Here is an 18,452-nt window from a genome sequence, read left to right as displayed (position 1 = left end):
TCAACCATCGCCCTCGAAAAACACTCAATTTTAAAACACCTCATGAGGTCTTTTTTCCTGAACAAGAGAGGGATGCCGCATGATTACTAGGATTGCACTTCGGAGTTGAATCCGCCTTTTAAAAGCTGCGCGTACTGGGCGGCATTGTCCGCCAGCTCGTTTAACGCTTTTTCCTGCACCGCCCGCTCCATGTTACGAACGAACTCCCTGGCTTGCTCATGCTCCATCAGCATTTGAGGAACCGGATTGCAATGCGTCAATACGCCCGGTACTTCAAGATAGCGGAACAAAATGTCTTCCTCTTTCGCATGGTGGAAATGATCGGCAAACTCCTGGATAAATGCTATAAAACCGGCCGCATTTTCCAGCAATACGAGTGCGTCCGGGTATTTTAGACTGTATTCGGAATAGCGTTCCATTAAGCCGACGTATTTTAAAATCAATTGATGTTCTTTCATCAGCTCTTCGGTGACTGGCATGGCTTGATATTCCTTAAATAAATATAGGCGCAAAAGTTTGGCTGGCGATCGTGATTAAAAGCCCCAGCTTTTATACTGGGAAGCATTACACACCATAAAACTCAAAAAGTGAAATCATCGATATATAGGGGGGATTATTTCCAGAATCTATACGTCCTGCCCCGTGAAATGGACAAAAAGCACCTAAATCTGGCATTATAGCGCCTCAATACGCTTTGTATTCCGCAAAGCCAGACAACCCTACATTAAGGAAATCAATGAATAACCTTCCCAAATGTCCCTCATGCGGCTCAGAATTCACCTACGAAGACGATATGATGTACGTCTGCCCTGAATGCGCACACGAATGGTCAAAAGACGGGGCTTCCGAAGACAGCAACGAGGTCCGTATCGTTAAGGATGCAAACGGCAACGTATTGCAAGACGGAGATACCGTCACCGTCATCAAGGACCTCAAAGTCAAAGGATCGTCATCGGTTGTCAAAGTCGGCACCAGAGTCAAAATCATCCGTCTGGTTGACGGCGATCATGATATCGACTGCAAAATCGACGGTATTGGCGCGATGAAACTTAAATCGGAATTTGTTAAGAAGGCCTGATATAAGATCGTCGCAATAAAGACACGAAGTTGCCATGTTTCTTCGTGTCTTCTTGCCGGTTGTTCGTATCCGCTATATCAGCAAACTAAACGGTTCAACGGTGACTTTGTCGCCTGCCTGCACGTCATTACACGCTTCCGGCAAAATAATGTAACAGTTGCTCTGGCTCATGGAGCTGAGAATATTCGAGCCTTGCCGACCCGCTGAAGCAACCCAAAACTCACCGTTTTCATCTTGGCTGAGAATACCGCGCTGATACTCCCGCCGTCCGGCGGATTTTCTAAGCGCGGTCGTGCAAGTCGCTGAAAATCTCAACGCTTTGAACGACGGTGCGCCGGAAAGCCGCCTCAATGCCGGAACTACGATTTGCTGACAGGTAACGACGACGGCGACCGGGTTGCCGGGCAATCCGAAAAAATGACATGAGCCGATTTTGCCGAAAGCCAGCGGTTTTCCGGGCTTTATCGCAATTTTCCAGAAATTGACCTCTCCGCACCTTTGCAGGATTTCCTTAACGTAATCGGCCTCCCCGACTGAAGCGCCGCCGGTGGTTATGATCACATCGTAGTTCTTTGAGGCTTCAATAAAACGGTCTTCAAGCAATTGCCTGTTATCAGGAACAACGCCCAGATCGGCAACACTGTAGCAGGGATCTTCCAGCAACCCGCCTAACAGCATGCGATTGCTGTCGTATATTTTCCCAGACTCCAACGGCTTACCTACACTGGACAGTTCGTCGCCGGTGGAAAAATAGGCGATTTTTAACCGACGTTTAACGGCAACCTCATCAATTCCGGCGGAGGCCAGCAGACCGAGATCAACCGCCGTCAGCTTTTTGGGATGGACGCACAACACGTCGCCTTGTTTTACATCTTCGCCGACTTTTCTGATATTTTGCAGCGCACGCGTATCCGCGGGGAAATGAATGGCTTGATCCCGCACCTGCACATGTTCCTGCATGACGACCGAATCGTCTTGCTCCGGCACTACCGCGCCGGTAAAAATCCTGACGCACTGGCCGGGTTGCATCCGCCCCTGAAATGGCCTCCCTGCCCAGGAAGTTCCCGCCAAGTTCAGTGTGAACGCTTGCCCCTCGACCACATCACGGCTGGCGAAGGCATAGCCGTCCATCGCGGCATTTCTGTCATGAGGAATATTGACCGGCGAATAAACCGGTTCCGCCAATACGCGCCCCAAGGCGTTTTTCAACGCCAGTTTTTCTGCGCCGCTCACCGGATGGATGGCGGCTTCAATTCTGTCCAACGCGTCGTTAATAGACATTAACGGTCTGGATTCCAGGCTACAAGCATCAATCATGGCTTTTTCATAACATGGTTTTGGATAAATGCGGCAATCATTTTGGGCTGATTCAAGTCCAGCTGCGTCAGATAAGCCGGTGTTTCCAGCGCTACATCGGTCGCTATCGCGATGATGTCCGGGTCGTTGAGGTAAAGCAAGGGCTTTTTCAATACTGGCCGGTGCAATTCAATTTTAGGAAACTTCTCGGCTTTAAAACCTTCAACCAAGATCAGATCCAGTTCGGATGGGTCGAATTGCTTTAGCTGCTCATCCAGCCGGGGTTCTTTTTCCGGGATGAATTCGGTAATCATCGCACGCCGATACCGGGATACCAGCATGACAGGCGAGGCTCCGGCTTCACGCAAACGAAAGCTGTCTTTTCCCGGTCGGTCAACTTCAAAATCATGATGGCTGTGTTTGATCAAACCGATGCGCAAACCGCTTTGTTTTAAAACCGGAATCAATTGGGTCAGCAACGTGGTTTTTCCGGTTCCGCTTGCAGCAGCAAAGCCTAAAACCGGAATTTTGGCATTCAACATATCAATCGACATTAGATTGTTATCATAAGATGTCATATTTTAAGGTATTATTTATCCAAAGACTATCGATATAGCCATAGCTAAGGAGCAAAAAACTTTGAAAACGGTCTTGAACAGGTCATTGATCCGGGAGTAAGCCTTGATTCGAATTTATCTGATTTTGTTATTAGTCATTATTGCATTCTTTGGCATGCGCGGCTTTTTAAAAACCTCGCCCGCAGTATTGGCTCGTTACGTCAAAATTTTGCTTTTATCGGTTACCGGGCTGATCGTTATTTACTTGGCCGCAAGCGGGCGTCTGAACTGGCTATTTGCACTGGCAGGCGTAGTTGTTGCCTTTTTACTCCGATTAATACCGGCAATATTACGTCACGCCCCTTATTTACACCGGCTATGGTTCGAATTTAAGTCGGCGAAACAAGGTACATCACAACAGCAAAACAAAGCCGACACGAAAGGCACTATGTCGGTTGAAGAAGCTTACGAGGTATTGGGGCTGAAAATGGGCGCGTCGGAGGCCGAAATCGTTGCCGCTCATCGCACCTTGATGCAAAAAATGCATCCTGACCGCGGCGGATCGAATTATTTGGCGGCAAAAATAAATCTGGCCAAGAAAATTCTGTTAAAAAAGTAATCTGCCATGTCCTCCATCCGTTCAAAACTTGCTCTTATTACACTATTGCCGGCTTTATTGAATGGTTGCGCCGAACTGCCGCCAAACTACGCTCCAGTCACGACCAATTCGCCTGAAATCGCCAAGGACGGACCTAAACATCATCTGGTAAAAAAAGGCGACACCTTATATGGGATAAGCCTGCTTTTTGATCTGGATTACCGGCAATTAGCGCAATGGAACCGGATCGCTCCGCCTTATAAGCTAGAAGTAGGCCAAAAAATAAGGCTATCCGACCCAAGCCCCGATAACAAGGCAGGATCAGTTGCCGACGATTCCAAAAATGACGGAACCAGAGTACCCAAACCACTCGCAGAGACAAAACAAAAAATCGCCACCGCTCCCGCAACAAAAAAAGCCGGTTCACAAAATAAAACCGCCATCTCATTAAATCGTAAAACCGATTCAAATCACAAACCGCCGTCCGACACCAAACCGATTAGGAATTCCATTGAAAAAAGCGGAAGTGATCCACAAAAAAAATCAACTATTTCAATTGATAATGAAAATATGTTAATGTTAAACTTTCAATGGCCGATAAAAGGGAAAATCTTAAAGTCATTTTCTCGCGCTGATAGCAAAGGCATCGATATAGCCGGTGAAATGGGGCAAGACGTGAGCGCTGCTGAAGCCGGCAAAGTTGTATATAGCGGCCAAGGTCTGATTGGCTACGGTAATTTGCTTATTATCAAGCACAACGATTTGTATTTAAGCGCTTACGCCAATAACAGCCGGTTGCTCGTTGCGGAAGGACACCAAGTGGAAAAAGGCGAACTTATTGCCAAGGTCGGCCAAGCCGGATCAAACAAGGCATCGCTGCATTTTGAAATACGAAAAAACGGAAAACCGGTAAATCCGCTTAGCCTTTTACCGGGGAAATAATAAAACCATTCCGGCTCAAGCCGGATAATGCGAGGTTATCATGAAGGCTGAATTAGTTGATCTATTGGACGATGATGTTTGTGTATTATTCGATGACGATTTGTCTTTTGACGATGATGATCTCCAGACACCCCCCGTCGCCAGCGAAGCCTTAGATATTGATGAGATAATTGCCATTGAATCGCGGCAAGAAAAAAGCATGGACGCGACGCGGGTTTATTTGAATGAACTGGCGCGCTCTCAATTACTGACCGCCGATCAGGAAAAAATCTACGGTTCCAGGGCTTTGCTGGGCGATGAAGCGGCCCGCAATATCATGATCGAAAGCAATTTGCGGCTGGTCGTTAAAATTTCCCGCCGTTACCTAAACCGGGGCTTGCCCCTGCTGGATCTGATTGAGGAAGGCAATCTGGGCTTGATGCGCGCCGTTGAAAAATTCGATCCTGAAAGAGGATTCAGGTTTTCAACCTATGCAACCTGGTGGATCAGACAAACGATTGAACGGGCCATTATGAATCAGACGCGAACCATTCGCTTACCGATTCATATTGTCAAAGAAATGAATACTTACCTCAAAGCCCAACGCCATTTGGCACAATCGCTCGACCACGAACCCAGTGCCGAAGATATTGCCGTTCATCTCGACATCCCTGTCAACAAAGTCGAAAAAATGCTCAAACTCAATGAGCGCGTTACCTCTATCGATATGCCGGGCGGCAAGGATTTCGACAAGCCGCTGGTGGAATCCATTTCCGACGGCGAGAGCTTGTCGCCTGCCGAAAAAATCCAAGAAGACGGCATTAAACACAATATCGTCAAATGGGTGTTCCAGCTTTCCGAAAAACAACGCGAAGTTCTTTGCCGCCGCTATGGGCTTTGCGGTTATGAGGGCTCAACCCTTGAGCAGGTCGCTCAGGAGTTGGGCGTCACCAGGGAACGTGTCAGGCAAATTCAGATGGATGGTTTGAAAAAAATGAAAGAAATTCTGGAGTTTAACGGCTATTCTTTTGAAGCTATTTTTAATTGATTTTTAATCAAGATAAAAGGTTCAAGGCGCAAAATCTTTTGAACCTTGAACCTTGAACCTTGAACCTTGAACCTTGAACCTTGAATCTTGAACCTAAAACGCATTCTGCAACGGCCAGTCCCTGTAGTTAAAGACCTGCCCTTGTTCCCGGATTGTCGCGCAAGCACTGAGCGATACTTCGGCAACCACCCACTGCACCGCATTAAGCTCGCCAACGGCCAGAATGCCGTCATCAGGAAAACCATAGTCCACAGGCGTATAAATAGCCGCTGCACCGACATTGACGTCCACGGCTTCGGACCACGGCGCATTGCCTACCACAGGAGATTGAACCACGTAACACTGGTTTTCCAAGGCTCTTGCCTGACAGCCTATTTTAACGCGGTTATAACCGGCAAGGGTATCGGTGCAACTGGGTACTAAAATCAGGTTAGCTCCGGCTTCAACCTGCTTTCTTGCCAGCATCGGGAACTCGCTGTCATAGCAGATGCTGATCGCTATTTTTCCGTAATCGGTGTCGAAGCATTTGAGCTGATCGCCTTTCTGAATCAGCCATTGCTCGTTTTCGAAACGGGTCATCATCAGCTTATCCTGATACTCAATCCGTCCGTCCGGGATAAACAAATAAGCCCGGTTTCGGTAAGCGCCGGATTCTATTTTTACCGGGAACGAGCCTGCTTGAACGATGCATTGGTATTTTTTAGCCAACGTCTGGAACACATCCAGATAATCGTCATGCAATGACTGCATCGCAGCCAGCTGCTTGCTTAAGGATGAATAAACGTCTTTGCCAAATAGCGAGGCCAGTTCCATGCTCGCATACTCGGGGAAAAGCAGAATCTTCGCATCCTGTTCTACAGCTTCTGTAACCCAGCGTTCAGCCTTGCTTTGATAGTGCTGCCAGTTTTCCAGGAAACTGATGTCGTATTGAGCTGTTGCAATCTTAACGTTCATGTTTCAGCCAAAAAGTCATCGGTTTAGGTGTTTCATCAACGTCATCCAGATCTTTCCAAATATAGGTCGTGTGAAGCTCAGGGTGTTTAACATAACCGCGCTTGGTCCAAAATTGATCCAACGGCACATAATCGGCAGGACGTCTGGGATGGTCGACTGGCCGTTCCACGCAGCAAAAACAAATATGCTTGAAGCCGCCCAATTCCTCGGCATGCGCCTCTCTTTCCTCAAAAAACCGAACGCCGATACCCAGGCCGCGATAATTCTTGTCCAGCACCGATTCGCTGCAATAAAAAACTTCGTCCAAATTGTAGCCATGATCGAGAAACGGCTTTTTCAGCTCCTCGGTTTCGTATTTCATCGGGATTGCGGTCGATGCACCAACCACTTTATCGCCATGAATGGTGTGTATGCCGGAATCCTGCCGGAAGCAGGATCGGCTATCGCCATCGAAAGCGATCACAATCACACTTTCCGGGCAATCGATATAAGTCTGTAAATATTTTTTTTCATAATCGATATTCCCGTCATACAAATACGGGAAATCACGGAACACTTCAATTCTAAGCCGGGCAAGCTCGGGAATATATCGTTCCAGAGCGGGGCCGCTACACCTTTCAATACGAATATCTTTAGCCATCATCTTTCAAAAAGCAAAAAGGAATGCATTTTAGCTGAACGCTTAGAATTTGCGTAGTCTCTGCCGTAAAAAGGCTACCCGTATTCAAAATGTGGCAATTATGAGATGATGTTGACAAAGATATATCCGGTACGTTTTATGGCGTGCTTCTTTAAAACTTTTTGTATTGCTTTTATATTTATGAAAATTGCTTCATTCGCTGTATTGGTTGTTTTGCTTAACGGCTTGCTGGGCTGGTCATTCAACTTACCTCAAGATGTTGGACCGGACGTCCCGTCAGGAAAACTCAACAGTCTCTCGTTCGCCCCGTTCCGGGAAGGTCAAGGACCTATAGACGAGAAGTTCCCTAGCCCCGAACAAATTGACGCCGATTTGCAGTTGATGGGGGAAAAAACCCACTCGATCCGCACCTATGCGAGTGCGGAAGGCAGTATGCCGTCCATTCCCGCATTGGCGCAAAAGCATGGCTTGAAGATGATTCAAGGCGCATGGCTAGGCGGCCTAAAAGCAGACAATAAAGTCGAAGTCGCCGAACTGATCCGCTCCGCCAACGCAAATCCCGATGTGGTCAAGCGTGTTATCGTCGGTAATGAAGTACTGCTTAGAGGCGACCTGCAATCGGAACAGCTGATTGAGTACATACGGGAAGTAAAACGCGCTGTCAAACAGCCGGTTTCTTATGCCGACGTGTGGTCTATGTACATGAAATACCCGGAGTTAATCAGGGAAGTGGATTTTATCACCATCCACATCCTGCCTTACTGGGAGGACGAGCCTATCACCGTAGACCAGGCGCCGGCCCATATTGAGCGTATCTTCAAGCAGGTTCAACAGGAAGCCGAAGCAATCGCCCCCGGCAAACCCATACTGATCGGCGAATCGGGGTGGCCGGGTGAAGGCCGTCAACGCGGTTGGTCAGTGCCTAGCGTGGTCAACGAAGCGAAATTCATCCGCGCATTAATTGAAGTCGCCAATAAAAACGGTTTCGACTACAACATTGTCGAAGCCTTTAACCAATCCTGGAAAAGCGAACTTGAAGGTGTGGTTGGCGCGAACTGGGGACTTTATTCGGTCGATCGCAAGGAGGTTTTTCCTTTAACCGGCAAAGTCTATGAAAATCCCGATTGGCGTAACGGCGTTATCGCGTCAACGATACTTTTCCTGATCATCGTTGCCTATTGCTGGAAGCCGTTACGGTCCTTATCCACAATGCGTCTGGCGTTTTTCTTAGCTTTTGCGCAGCTGCTGTCCTTTTTGCTGCCCAACATGCTCGAAAACCTGTGGTACACCAGTTATAGCGACTGGCAACGTTTTCAGACCCTGCTAATCGTCGGCTTAAATACAATCTTGGCCGGTTTGATATTGCAGCGCGGCTACGGCCTGTTAGCCAACCGGACCGCCAATCCCAAATTCGGCGCCTGGATATACACGCTCTATATCGTGTTTGCCGGATATGCCGTTTATAAAACCTTCGGCTTGGCGATCAATGGGCGTTACATCAGCTTCCCCATCGTCGCTGTTTATATTCCCGTTGCCGGCATGCTCGGTTTAATGTTCTTCAGTTATATTGCCGAACGTCCATGGCCATTAAGTAATATTGAGATTAACCGCTTGGCAGGACACCTTAAGGCCAAAGCAGATCACGACAAGATCCTGGGTTACGCGTTGCTGATCGTGGGTTTGATTCTTGTTATCTGGGAAACCAAAGCCTTCATCGTGAGCCGCGATTTTATTCTTGCTTATCCGAATGTCGCCGAAAGAATAGGCGTGGCTTTTGTTTATACCGTCACCAATTGTCAACTGATGATATGGCTGATGTGCCTGGTCGTTCTTTCCTTACCGCTTCTGTTAAACAACACGCAAAGCCAGCGATAAAAAACCGGCAAAAAACGTAATTTTGTAAAGTTACCGGAGCAAGCTTTAAAGCCAATATTTGGAGTTGAAGCTTGCTTTGGCGATTCGGAATCGCTGGTTATCAGATGCTTATCAGATAGACTGGAGGGCGTGGTTACAAAAAACCATCTATACTTTAAAGAATAACCTGAAGTAAACTACGGAAATATAAAAATTATAATTAAGCAGAAAATTAAGGAAAATATGCGCAACATTAAATTATTTGAATCTCCCGAGCATCGTTTTATTTTACTCAACGAGAGTGAGCCCGGCGAAGAAGACGGCGTGCGTTCCAACCAATATCTGATCATGCATCATAATGATGGCGTGTTGCTTGATCCGGGCGGTTTTGGGGTGATGCCTCGGGTTCTTGTAGAAATGTTGCGTTATGTGGTGCCCGAACAAATCAAGGCTATTTTTCTGTCGCATCAAGACCCCGACATCGTCGGCGGCCTGTCAACCTGGCTGGAACTGTGCCACTCCCCCGTTTATGTCTCCAGCATCTGGCTACGCTTTTTGCCCCATTACGGCCTGAAAGACATGACCCGCTTTATCGGAGTGCCGAACGAAGGCATGGACTGCGAACCATCACCCGGCTTTAAACTCAAAATAGTACCCGCGCATTTTCTGCATTCCGAAGGGCAAGTGAATGTTTACGACCCGGTTTCTAAAATTCTGTTCACCGGCGATATCGGGGCTGCTATGCTGCCTATGGATAAAAACGATGCATTTGTAGACGATTTTGCCGATCACATCCCTTATATCAACGGCTTTCACCGGCGCTATATGTGCTCCAACAAGGCGATACGCTGTTGGCTGGACACAATCGCCGATCTGGATATTACGATGATCGCCCCGCAACACGGCCCGATTTACCGGGGCGCAGCAGTGCAGGATTTTCTGGCTTGGTTCAGCGAACTGCAATGCGGCATCGACTTGATGCAGCCTGGCGGGCAATTTCCGCTGGTGGACTGAGCATGAGTAATCTATCGCACGACTGCACGGATGCAGGAGGTACAACTCCAGGGATGGAGGAGGTAGAATCGCGTCTGGAACAGCGATCGAAAGCAATGCAGGGAGCAATTGCCGACGACTGCACGGATGCAGGAGGTAGAGCAATGCAGGGAGCAATTGCCGAGACCAATCATCTGGAGGAGTTGCGCTTCAAGGTGATCAGCCAGATTGCCGAAATCCTGGAAAACCAGTCACACACCCAGCGCTATGCAGCAAGCTTGTCCGAGCTTAATCATAACGTGCATCAAGAGATTATCAGTAAATTGATGGCGGCTATGGCTACGATAGCAACCGACGATTCCGCCGCCATGATTGCGATGATCCCCACGATTACGCACATCATTAATACCTGCACCCGGCTCGACCGCAGCCTTAACTTACTATTCCGACAACGCGGCAAGCAGTGGGCGGCTAATGAGCAGCACGTCCAAAATTTAATGTTCGAGTTTAATCAAACTTTGCTTGAGCTTTCTTCGGTTTTGATTGAAAAAGACTTACTGGAACGGCAAAGCCGGGTGTTAGAACGCATCATCCTGTCGCACGAACACATCTCGCAATGGAAAGAATTTGTGCAGGAAATTCTGGTGGATTTTTACGCCATCTTCCCGTTCAACTTTTTTTACATCGCCTTTGCCGAAGAAAACGGCCTGTCACTCTATTTGTATTATCTGGGCCAGTGTTCGGATGACATACGCGTAAAAGCGCGTGGCCTATTGAGTCAACAGATGCTTCGAAGCATTGGCCTGCCTCCCGATGCGGCGCTGGATATTGAAGAATTTAACATCCATTGCGGCGCCCACATCAAACCGGATTTCGATATTCGGTTGATCAGCGTACCTGTACCCGATCATTCGCCGAATTTGGCCGGTTTATTAGGGGTCGCTTACGCCTCTGAAAACAATTTGTCGGCGCAGGAAGCCAGCGTTATCCGCTCGATACTTGCGGTTATGGTCATGGTGGTGGGTTCCAGCAAGGTGCTGTCGCGCACGCTACTGGAGCTTGAATACTACGCCGTGCATGACCCTTTGACCGGGCTGCACAACCGCCGCCAGTTCAACGATATTCTGCATTATGAAATCGGCCGTTCCGAACGCCATAAACATGAGTTCAGCGTACTGATGCTGGACCTGGACGACTTTAAAGACATCAACGATTCCTATGGACACCCGACCGGCGATACGGCGCTGTGCTCAATCGCCAATGTTTTGCTTGAACATACGCGCAATGGCGATTTGTGCGCCCGCATCGGCGGGGACGAGTTTGCCATAATCCTGACCGAAACCGGCCCCAAAGGCGCACGGGTAGTCGCCGAAAATGTAGGCCGCGCACTACGGGAAATGGCCATCACCTCGGCACAAGGCAACCGTTTTCATCTAACCGTCTCCATCGGCGTAAGCAGTTATCCGATGGATGGTCAGACCATAGACACCCTGTTGGAGGGCGTCGACGCCGCCATGTACAAAGCCAAGGATATGGGTAAGGACGGCGTCTGCACTTTTGATGCGACAGAAGCGCGCGTCAGCATTCGCGAGACCCGCGATAACGCGGAAAATCTGCGCGAGGCGTTGAAAGAAGGCCGGATCATTCCCTATTATCAATCGATTGTCGACTGCCAGACCGGCGAACTATTCGCCTTTGAAACGCTGGCCCGGCTTAAAGCCCCGACCGGAGAGACGACTTCGGCGGGGATGTTTATCGAAACCATCGACAAATACGGTTTGGCGCGCGAACTCGACATCGCGATGATCAACAACTCTTTTGCCGCCAAACGTGCCTGCATGGACGCCAACCGCCCGGAAGCGAACGCGAAAATCTTTATCAACCTATCGGTACAGGAAATTCAAGGCCGAGGCATTCTGGGCTATGCCGAAGAACTCTGCCAGGAGTTGCAACTCCCCCCCGAAAGCATTGTATTTGAACTGCTTGAACGCGATGCGATCGGCGACATGACTAACATGCGCCGGTTCCTGACCAATCTGCGCCGCAAAGGTTTTGCTTTTGCGCTGGACGATTTTGGCACGGGTTATAATTCGTTTCATTATTTGCGCGAGCTACATTTTGAATACGTCAAAATTGACGGTGCGTTTGTGCGAAATATCCTTAATTCTAAAGTGGACTATGCTTTGGTGCATAATTTGTCCAAATTATGCCAGGATCTGAATATCCTCACGGTGGCCGAGTTCGTCGAAAACCAGAATATTTGGGAGGCGCTGAAAGACATGGGCATCAATTACGCTCAAGGCTATCACATCGGTATGCCGCAACCCGAAATGCGGCGAACCAGCAGACCGTAGATCTGGAAAACAGAACGTAAAAATTAAGCGTTCGCCCAGGACTTGTCGAAGGGCGAACGCTTAATTGCTCTACTTATTCTCCAACTGTTTCAACGCGGCGATAGCCTCAGCCGACCCTTGCTCTGCCGCCTTACGATACAAAACAACCGCCTGTTCGTCATCCTTTGCGACGCCCTCTCCCTTAGCGTACATATCGGCCAAATAGTACTGGGCGCGCGCATCGCCCTGTGCGGCCGCCTTACTGTACCAGGAGGCGGCTATATTGTTGTCCTTCGCCACGCCCTGCCCTTTTGCATACATCAAACCCAGATTATATTGCGCAATGGCGTCTCCCTGTTCAGCCGCCTTGTAACACCAATATATGGCCGAGCTGTAATTTTGCTCCACGCCTTTTCCAGTCGCATACATAAAGCCTAATTTGGTTTGTGCTTCCCTATGGCCCTGTTTAGCCGCCTTGTCAAGCCAGCCGGCCGCCAGTTTATCATCCTTGGTCACGCCTTGGCCGTTGGCGTATATCAAGCCTGCATGAAACTGCGCATCAACATTTCCCTGCTCCGCCAACTGCAGATAAAGCGGCAAGGCTTTTGCCGTTCGGCCTTGTTTAACTAACAGCTCCGCCTTTCTTAATATTTTTGCAACATCCTGATTAACCGGCGCTACTGTGGTTGTTTTTAAATCAGGCATGTAAAGCATAATTGCCGCAAATACGATGCAAGCAGCTGCCAGCCAGAAAAAGCCGTTTATTTTTTTTGATAACCGGGAACTGATGAACCGTAGCTTCTTGCCGCCGTCACAGACCTTGTTCCAGAACTTATTGATCGTTATCCGGTAAGCGGCGGGAGATTCGTTTTTAACCGTTGCCGATGGGGCGACATAATTCTTTGTAATAATTTCCATGATCCGATGCGCTTCACTGGTCGCGCGCTCCCTTTCCTGTCTGTCTATCCATTGATCATGCTCGGCTCTTTTCCCTGTATCCGATAAAACCGCATAAGCGGCATTGATGGTTTTCATTATCCGCACCGCTTCGTCATGCCCGCCGGAAAATTTATCGGGATGGTACTTTTGACAAAGCGCTTTATAAGCCGCCTTGATAACGCTTGCGGGCGCATTGCGCGACACATTTAAGTTGTCGTAGTGAGTTTTAAATTTAGCCATACAGTTTTCGGTTTTTTAATATCCCGTTACCTGTTATCAATTGACAAGCCTGATTCCGCTTTTATCGATAGTGATTAACTGTTGCTTGTACAGCGCGCCGATCGCCTGTTTAAATACCTTTTTACTGACCCCGAATGCGGCGTAAATGGCTTCCGGCGGACTTTTATCGCTCAGCATCAGCACGCCGTCATTGGCTTTCAGTTTAGCCAGAATGCTGTCGGTCAGCGATACGACTTTGCCGTATCCCGGCTGATGCAAACTGAGGTCGATTCTACGGTCTTCCCGTATCTGCTTGATATAACCGTCCAGCTTTTGACCTTTTCTGACCGGCTGAAACAACTCGTTCTCATACAGCATGCCCCAGTGGCTGTTGTTGACGATGGCTTTAACGCCCAGATCGGTTCTATCGGCGATAATCAGCGACACTTTCTGGCCGACTTCAAAATCGGTCGATTCATCGCTGAGCAGTTTATCAATCTTGGTGGTCGCTGCAATGCGGTTTTGCTCGTCGAGGAACACCTTGACCAGATAAGACCGCCCTACTTCCATCTCGTGATATTGCTCACTGAACGGAACCAGCAAATCTTTCGGCAGGCCCCAATCCAGAAACGCGCCGACATAATTCAAAGACACCACTTTCAGCCAGGCTATATCGCCTACCTGGGCCAGCGGCTTTTTGGTTGTGGCTGCCAGATGACCTTCCGAATCCACGTAAACGAATACGTCCAGGCTATCGCCGACCTTGCAGTTCGCAGGCAATTTTCTGTCCGCCAGCAGCACTTTTCCCGAGGTTCCGTCATCGAGATAGACATCAGCGCCCTGTTGCTTGACTACGTTCAGCTTATTTATTTTGCCGATATTTATCATAATTTATTGGATAGATTGGGGTTTAATGCATTCCGTCATTTTCAACAAAGCGTTTTTAACTCACTACGAAAACACGAAGTTTTATATTTTTCTTCGTGTCCTTCGGGGTCAGTCCTTTTAGCTTCGTTCGTGGTAAATCTTCAACATCAACTGGTAATCACAAACCGCACCGCATCCAGTCTTAGCTGCGCCGCCTGGATGTTTTCATGCGCCAGCATGGTCATATCCTTTAACAGTTCTATTTCTTCGGTCCTGATGGTCGGATTGACTTTTTTCAGCCTGACCAGACGCTTGATCTCATTGCTTAACGACTCCAGCATGGCCTGAGTCGCATCATCGACTAACTGCTGCATCCCGGCTTTGGCTGTTTGCTCGGCCATGCTCAACAGGTTGATAAGATGCGGTCTTTGGCTGTTCAAAAACGCAATAATCTTGTGTTTATCGAATTTGATGCCTGCTTCAACCAGATCACGATGATCGATAGCCGCGCTTAAATCCTTCTGGTTTTGATCGATCAACACCCGGATCGGCGTATGGGGCAGAAACCGCCCGATCTGCAATTCCGCAGGCGCACTGCACTCGACAATAAACAGGCACTCCAGCAAAAACTGTCCGGCTTTAAGATCGCTATGCTTGATCACGCTGATAGCGGCGTTGCCGGTTTCAGAGGACAACACCATATCCATCGACGCAGTGACAATCGGATGCTCCCAGGTCATAAACTGCATGTCTTCCCGCGCCAACGCAATCTGCCGGTCAACGGTAACGGTCATGCCGTCTTCAGTCAATCCGGGAAAATGCGACACGCGCAAATGATCGCTGGGACGAACAATGAAGCAATCCGGCGAATGAAACTCGGTATCCACGCCGTAACATTCGAAGACGTCTTCCATATAGGGCCAAAGCACACCTTCCTTCTCGTAGCTGTTCAGTTGGCCGATCAGCTCGTCGGCCAATTCCTTTCGGCAGGAGTTCAACTCCAGCAATTGGTCGCGGCCGTTATGCATTTGTGTTTCAAGCTCGGCGCTAAGTGCTTGAGTCTTGGCGATAAGCGCATCGATAGCGGCGGAATCCTTACTCTCCAGCACAGCAGCCAGTTCATCGTGCAGAATATCCGCGACCCGTTGGGCCGATGAGCTGTTGCTGGCAAAGGCATTCAAACCTTCATCGTACCAGCGGTACAGCACCGCATTGTCGCTATGCTCCAGATACGGCACATGAATCTGGATAACATGTTTCTGGCCGATACGGTCAAGACGGCCTATACGCTGCTGCAATAAATCGGGATTGACCGGTAAATCCATCAATATCAAATGATGCACAAACTGGAAGTTCCTGCCTTCGCTGCCGATCTCGGAACAGATCAACAACCTGGCCGCACTGTCAGGATCGGCGAAATATGCCGCCGCCCGGTCGCGCTCGATAATGGTCATGCCTTCATGGAAAACGGCTGAGGCAATACCGGCGCGGTTTTTCAGGGTTTGCTCCAGGTCAATCGCGGTTTGCGCGTGTTTGCAGATCACCAGGGCTTTATCGCCTGCCAGTTGCTTGACCTTGTCCACCAGCCACAAATAACGCGGGTCTTGTTGCAAGTCATCTTCATTTGCCGCTCCTGTTAACGCATAGCCGTAACGTTCACGCTCGGGAAAGCCCTGCACGGTTTGCCGCGAATTCCTAAACAGAATCCGTCCGGTGCCGTGATGATCCAGCAGCACGTTAACCAGCGCATCGCGCGCCGCAGCGGATTTTTCAGGGTCGTTAAGATTTTTCAACAAACCATCGACATTGTCATCCTTAAGCAATTCGGTTAAATGGTGTTGCGCCTCTTCATTCAGCGCTTCCTTTGCCAACAACGATTTAGCCGCATTGGCCACCGGCTCAAACAAGCGCTCTTCTTCGACAAACGCTGCAAAACTGTAAAAACGGTCGGGGTCAAGCAATCTTAACCGGGCAAAATGGCTTTCCTTCCCCAATTGCTCGGGAGTCGCCGTCAATAAAATAAGGCTGGGGGAAATCCGGGCCAGTTGCTCGACAAACAGGTAATCAGCACTGGGTGCTTGTTCGCTCCATTCCAGATGGTGCGCTTCGTCCACAATCACCATATCCCAGCCCGCATCTATCGCCTGCTGCTGGCGGCGCGGGTAATTGGAGAAAAAGCCCTGGCTGCATAGAATCAGCTGTTCGGTTAAAAACGGATTGTCGGAATTCGCATCCTCTCCACCTAAAGTCCTCAGGGAGGATTCGGCATCGGCGAGCATATCGTCTTCAACATAAGCGCCCAGACAACGCGCCTCGTCAAAAACGCTGAAACGCAGGTTGAAACGCCGCAGCATTTCCACCAGCCATTGATGCAACAATGTTTCCGGTACGATAATCAAGACCCGGTTGCTCAAGCCGTTAATCAGCCGGTGGTGCAAAATCAGGCCGGCTTCTATCGTTTTACCCAAGCCCACCTCATCGGCCAACATGATTCTCGGCGCCGACCGGTTAGCCGACTCATGCGCGATAAACAACTGGTGCGGAATAAGCGAAGCACGGCCGCCCAGTAAGCCTTTAACCGGCGATTGCTGATGTTGCTGCAATCTGCGCCAAGTCTCGTAACGCAGTAAAAACCAGGCGGTGGGATCGACTTGGCCGATAAACAGGCGGTCCTGGGGCTTGTTGAATTGAATATGATGATTCAGTTCCACCTCGTCGACACGGACTTCCTGTCCGTTCTCGTTTTTGCCCAGATAAGTAATCAAGCCGTTCTGCTCGATTAAATCCGTAACGGTGATTTTCTCTTCATCGATTGATTCGATAACGTCGCCCGCCGAAAACCGGACGCGGGTTAACGGCGCATTATCTTGCGCATACATCCGCTTTTCGTCGCAGGCCAAAAAAAGCACCGTAATCCGCTTGTGCGCTACTTCAAGAATAAGACCTAAACCGAGCTCTGACTCGGTGTTACTAATCCAGCGTTGGCCGGGAATAAACTGTTCCATTTACTAAAATGCCATTGAGTTAATATGGGTTCAAATAGGACGCCATTATAAGCGACACGGCAGAATTATTCCGGCAATTATGTTGCAGCGATTAGCTTGAACACAATCATCAAACGATTGAATTCGTTAAGCAGTCATTAAGGTTACGGAGAATAATATGAATCCGAAGTTTATCACTGGCCTCGCCGCCTTTGCCGACTGAATATAGAACTCATCATTTAAGGAAGATTGCCATGAAAAAACCGCTCTTTTTAAGCTCACTGTGTGCACTTGCAGCTGTCTATTCATGTTTATCCTACGCGTCCGGTGGTAAGGGGCATCACAAGGAAAGACATGGCGGACATCATCATTCTGAGCAGGAGAGATATTATCCAGAACCTCCCCGTTATTCTAACTATCGGGACCCGCGCTCTCACCAGGGGTTAGCAGGCGGTATTGTAGGCGGCGTTTTAGGCTATGAAATGGGTAACGGCGATCCGATTGCCACCGGATTGGGCGCAGCCGCAGGCTCTTACCTCGGCAATGGGGTGGCTGGAAAACGTTAATCCTGTTTGATCGACCGGCAAGTTTGATTTTTGTTATCTCAACACCGAACCCAATAACACGAGGAAACATCCCATGAAAAAATTGTTTTTGTTACTTCAATTAACGGCTGCTGCAATCCTGTTTTCGCCGCTATCCTATGCCGATGATTGGGGACACCGTGGCCACGGCTGGGGACATCGTCACCACCATCATCACCACGACTATTATCCGCAACCGGAAGTGCATTACTATTACCCGCAGCCCCAGGTTCACTATTATCAAGCGCCACCGGCTCGTTATTACCCACAACCGCGGTATTCCAGTGATCCACGCTCGCACCAGGGATTGGCCGGCGGCGTCATAGGCAGCGTGTTCGGCTATGAACTGGGCAGCGGCGACCCTATCGCCACCGGACTGGGAGCGGCGGCAGGTTCTTTTCTGGGCAATGAAATCGGCGGGAATTACCAAAGAAGATGGTAATTCGATCAACGCTCAATCATTTAGTTAGGAACGTGCATGAAATAACTTGAGCAAGTTTTATTTTTCATTTTTTAACCATGAAGGACATGAAGCGGCATGAAAGGTTTAAGTCTTCATGTCCTTCATGGTAATTGCCTAAATTAAT

The 18,452-nt window shown here is 49.0% G+C and carries 17 protein-coding genes; 9 read left to right on the top strand and 8 right to left on the bottom strand.

Annotation, left to right across the window (positions count from 1 at the left end):
- Positions 1-86: 86 nt before the first annotated feature.
- Positions 87-479, bottom strand: a complete 393-nt coding sequence (locus V3O24_RS02070; protein WP_331305965.1) for a hemerythrin domain-containing protein — start codon at positions 477-479, stop codon at positions 87-89.
- Between the two features lie 257 nt (positions 480-736).
- On the opposite strand from V3O24_RS02070, the gene V3O24_RS02065 reads away from it, so the two are divergent.
- Positions 737-1,078, top strand: a complete 342-nt coding sequence (locus tag V3O24_RS02065) for a zinc ribbon domain-containing protein YjdM (RefSeq protein WP_104423367.1) — start codon at positions 737-739, stop codon at positions 1,076-1,078.
- 72 nt (positions 1,079-1,150) lie between these two features.
- Here V3O24_RS02065 and glp read toward each other — a convergent pair whose 3' ends face one another.
- Complete coding sequence (gene glp / locus V3O24_RS02060; RefSeq protein ID WP_331305964.1) at positions 1,151-2,395, bottom strand: gephyrin-like molybdotransferase Glp; 1,245 nt, start codon at positions 2,393-2,395, stop codon at positions 1,151-1,153.
- Positions 2,392-2,916, bottom strand: a complete 525-nt coding sequence (gene mobB, locus V3O24_RS02055) for a molybdopterin-guanine dinucleotide biosynthesis protein B (protein WP_331305966.1) — start codon at positions 2,914-2,916, stop codon at positions 2,392-2,394. Before mobB ends, glp begins: the two co-directional genes overlap by 4 nt.
- 139 nt (positions 2,917-3,055) lie before the next feature.
- Between mobB and V3O24_RS02050 the strand changes: the two genes are divergently transcribed.
- The 3 genes from V3O24_RS02050 to rpoS are packed head-to-tail and all read left to right on the top strand — an operon-like array spanning position 3,056 to position 5,498.
- On the top strand, positions 3,056-3,550 hold the full coding sequence (locus V3O24_RS02050; RefSeq protein WP_331305963.1) for a DnaJ domain-containing protein: 495 nt from the start codon (positions 3,056-3,058) through the stop codon (positions 3,548-3,550).
- Positions 3,551-3,556: 6 nt separating this feature from the next.
- The gene (locus V3O24_RS02045) at positions 3,557-4,471 is read left to right on the top strand and encodes a peptidoglycan DD-metalloendopeptidase family protein (protein WP_331305962.1); all 915 of its coding nucleotides are present in this window, start codon (positions 3,557-3,559) and stop codon (positions 4,469-4,471) included.
- Between the two features lie 40 nt (positions 4,472-4,511).
- Positions 4,512-5,498, top strand: coding sequence for an RNA polymerase sigma factor RpoS (gene rpoS, locus V3O24_RS02040; protein ID WP_331305961.1), 987 nt, complete (start codon positions 4,512-4,514; stop codon positions 5,496-5,498).
- Between the two features lie 93 nt (positions 5,499-5,591).
- Here the strand turns inward: rpoS and V3O24_RS02035 are convergent, their stop codons facing one another.
- Both V3O24_RS02035 and V3O24_RS02030 read right to left on the bottom strand, forming a co-directional pair.
- Positions 5,592-6,452 carry a carbon-nitrogen hydrolase family protein gene (locus tag V3O24_RS02035; protein ID WP_331305960.1) on the bottom strand — a complete coding sequence of 287 codons (861 nt, stop codon included), beginning with the start codon at positions 6,450-6,452 and terminating at the stop codon, positions 5,592-5,594.
- The gene (locus V3O24_RS02030) at positions 6,442-7,092 is read right to left on the bottom strand and encodes a GNAT family N-acetyltransferase (RefSeq protein ID WP_331305959.1); all 651 of its coding nucleotides are present in this window, start codon (positions 7,090-7,092) and stop codon (positions 6,442-6,444) included. Before V3O24_RS02030 ends, V3O24_RS02035 begins: the two co-directional genes overlap by 11 nt.
- Positions 7,093-7,272: 180 nt before the next feature.
- Here V3O24_RS02030 and V3O24_RS02025 point away from each other — a divergent pair, with 180 nt between their 5' ends.
- From V3O24_RS02025 to V3O24_RS02015, 3 genes are all read left to right on the top strand, one after another.
- The gene (locus tag V3O24_RS02025; protein WP_331305958.1) at positions 7,273-8,967 is read left to right on the top strand and encodes an exo-beta-1,3-glucanase; all 1,695 of its coding nucleotides are present in this window, start codon (positions 7,273-7,275) and stop codon (positions 8,965-8,967) included.
- 222 nt (positions 8,968-9,189) lie between these two features.
- The gene (locus tag V3O24_RS02020) at positions 9,190-9,960 is read left to right on the top strand and encodes an MBL fold metallo-hydrolase (protein ID WP_104423373.1); all 771 of its coding nucleotides are present in this window, start codon (positions 9,190-9,192) and stop codon (positions 9,958-9,960) included.
- Between the two features lie 2 nt (positions 9,961-9,962).
- Positions 9,963-12,293: a bifunctional diguanylate cyclase/phosphodiesterase gene (locus V3O24_RS02015; protein WP_331305957.1), complete on the top strand. Its 2,331-nt coding sequence runs from the start codon at positions 9,963-9,965 to the stop codon at positions 12,291-12,293.
- Positions 12,294-12,362: 69 nt separating this feature from the next.
- Here V3O24_RS02015 and V3O24_RS02010 read toward each other — a convergent pair whose 3' ends face one another.
- From V3O24_RS02010 to rapA, 3 genes are all read right to left on the bottom strand, one after another.
- Positions 12,363-13,451, bottom strand: a complete 1,089-nt coding sequence (locus V3O24_RS02010; protein WP_331305956.1) for a DnaJ domain-containing protein — start codon at positions 13,449-13,451, stop codon at positions 12,363-12,365.
- Between the two features lie 36 nt (positions 13,452-13,487).
- Positions 13,488-14,318, bottom strand: coding sequence for a S1-like domain-containing RNA-binding protein (locus V3O24_RS02005; RefSeq protein ID WP_104423376.1), 831 nt, complete (start codon positions 14,316-14,318; stop codon positions 13,488-13,490).
- A 146-nt stretch (positions 14,319-14,464) separates the two neighbouring features.
- Complete coding sequence (rapA, locus tag V3O24_RS02000; RefSeq protein WP_331305955.1) at positions 14,465-17,302, bottom strand: RNA polymerase-associated protein RapA; 2,838 nt, start codon at positions 17,300-17,302, stop codon at positions 14,465-14,467.
- A 233-nt stretch (positions 17,303-17,535) separates the two neighbouring features.
- Here rapA and V3O24_RS01995 point away from each other — a divergent pair, with 233 nt between their 5' ends.
- A complete protein-coding gene (locus V3O24_RS01995; protein WP_331305954.1) occupies positions 17,536-17,847 on the top strand; it encodes a glycine zipper 2TM domain-containing protein in 312 nt (103 codons plus the stop codon).
- A 73-nt stretch (positions 17,848-17,920) separates the two neighbouring features.
- Positions 17,921-18,307, top strand: a complete 387-nt coding sequence (locus tag V3O24_RS01990; protein WP_104423379.1) for a glycine zipper 2TM domain-containing protein — start codon at positions 17,921-17,923, stop codon at positions 18,305-18,307.
- The last annotated feature ends 145 nt before the right edge of the window (positions 18,308-18,452 follow it).

It is taken from the genome of Methylobacter sp. Wu8 (assembly GCF_036440755.1).
GTDB classification, from domain to species: Bacteria; Pseudomonadota; Gammaproteobacteria; order Methylococcales; family Methylomonadaceae; genus Methylobacter_A; species Methylobacter_A tundripaludum_A.
This window is presented reverse-complemented; position numbering and strand designations above follow the sequence as displayed.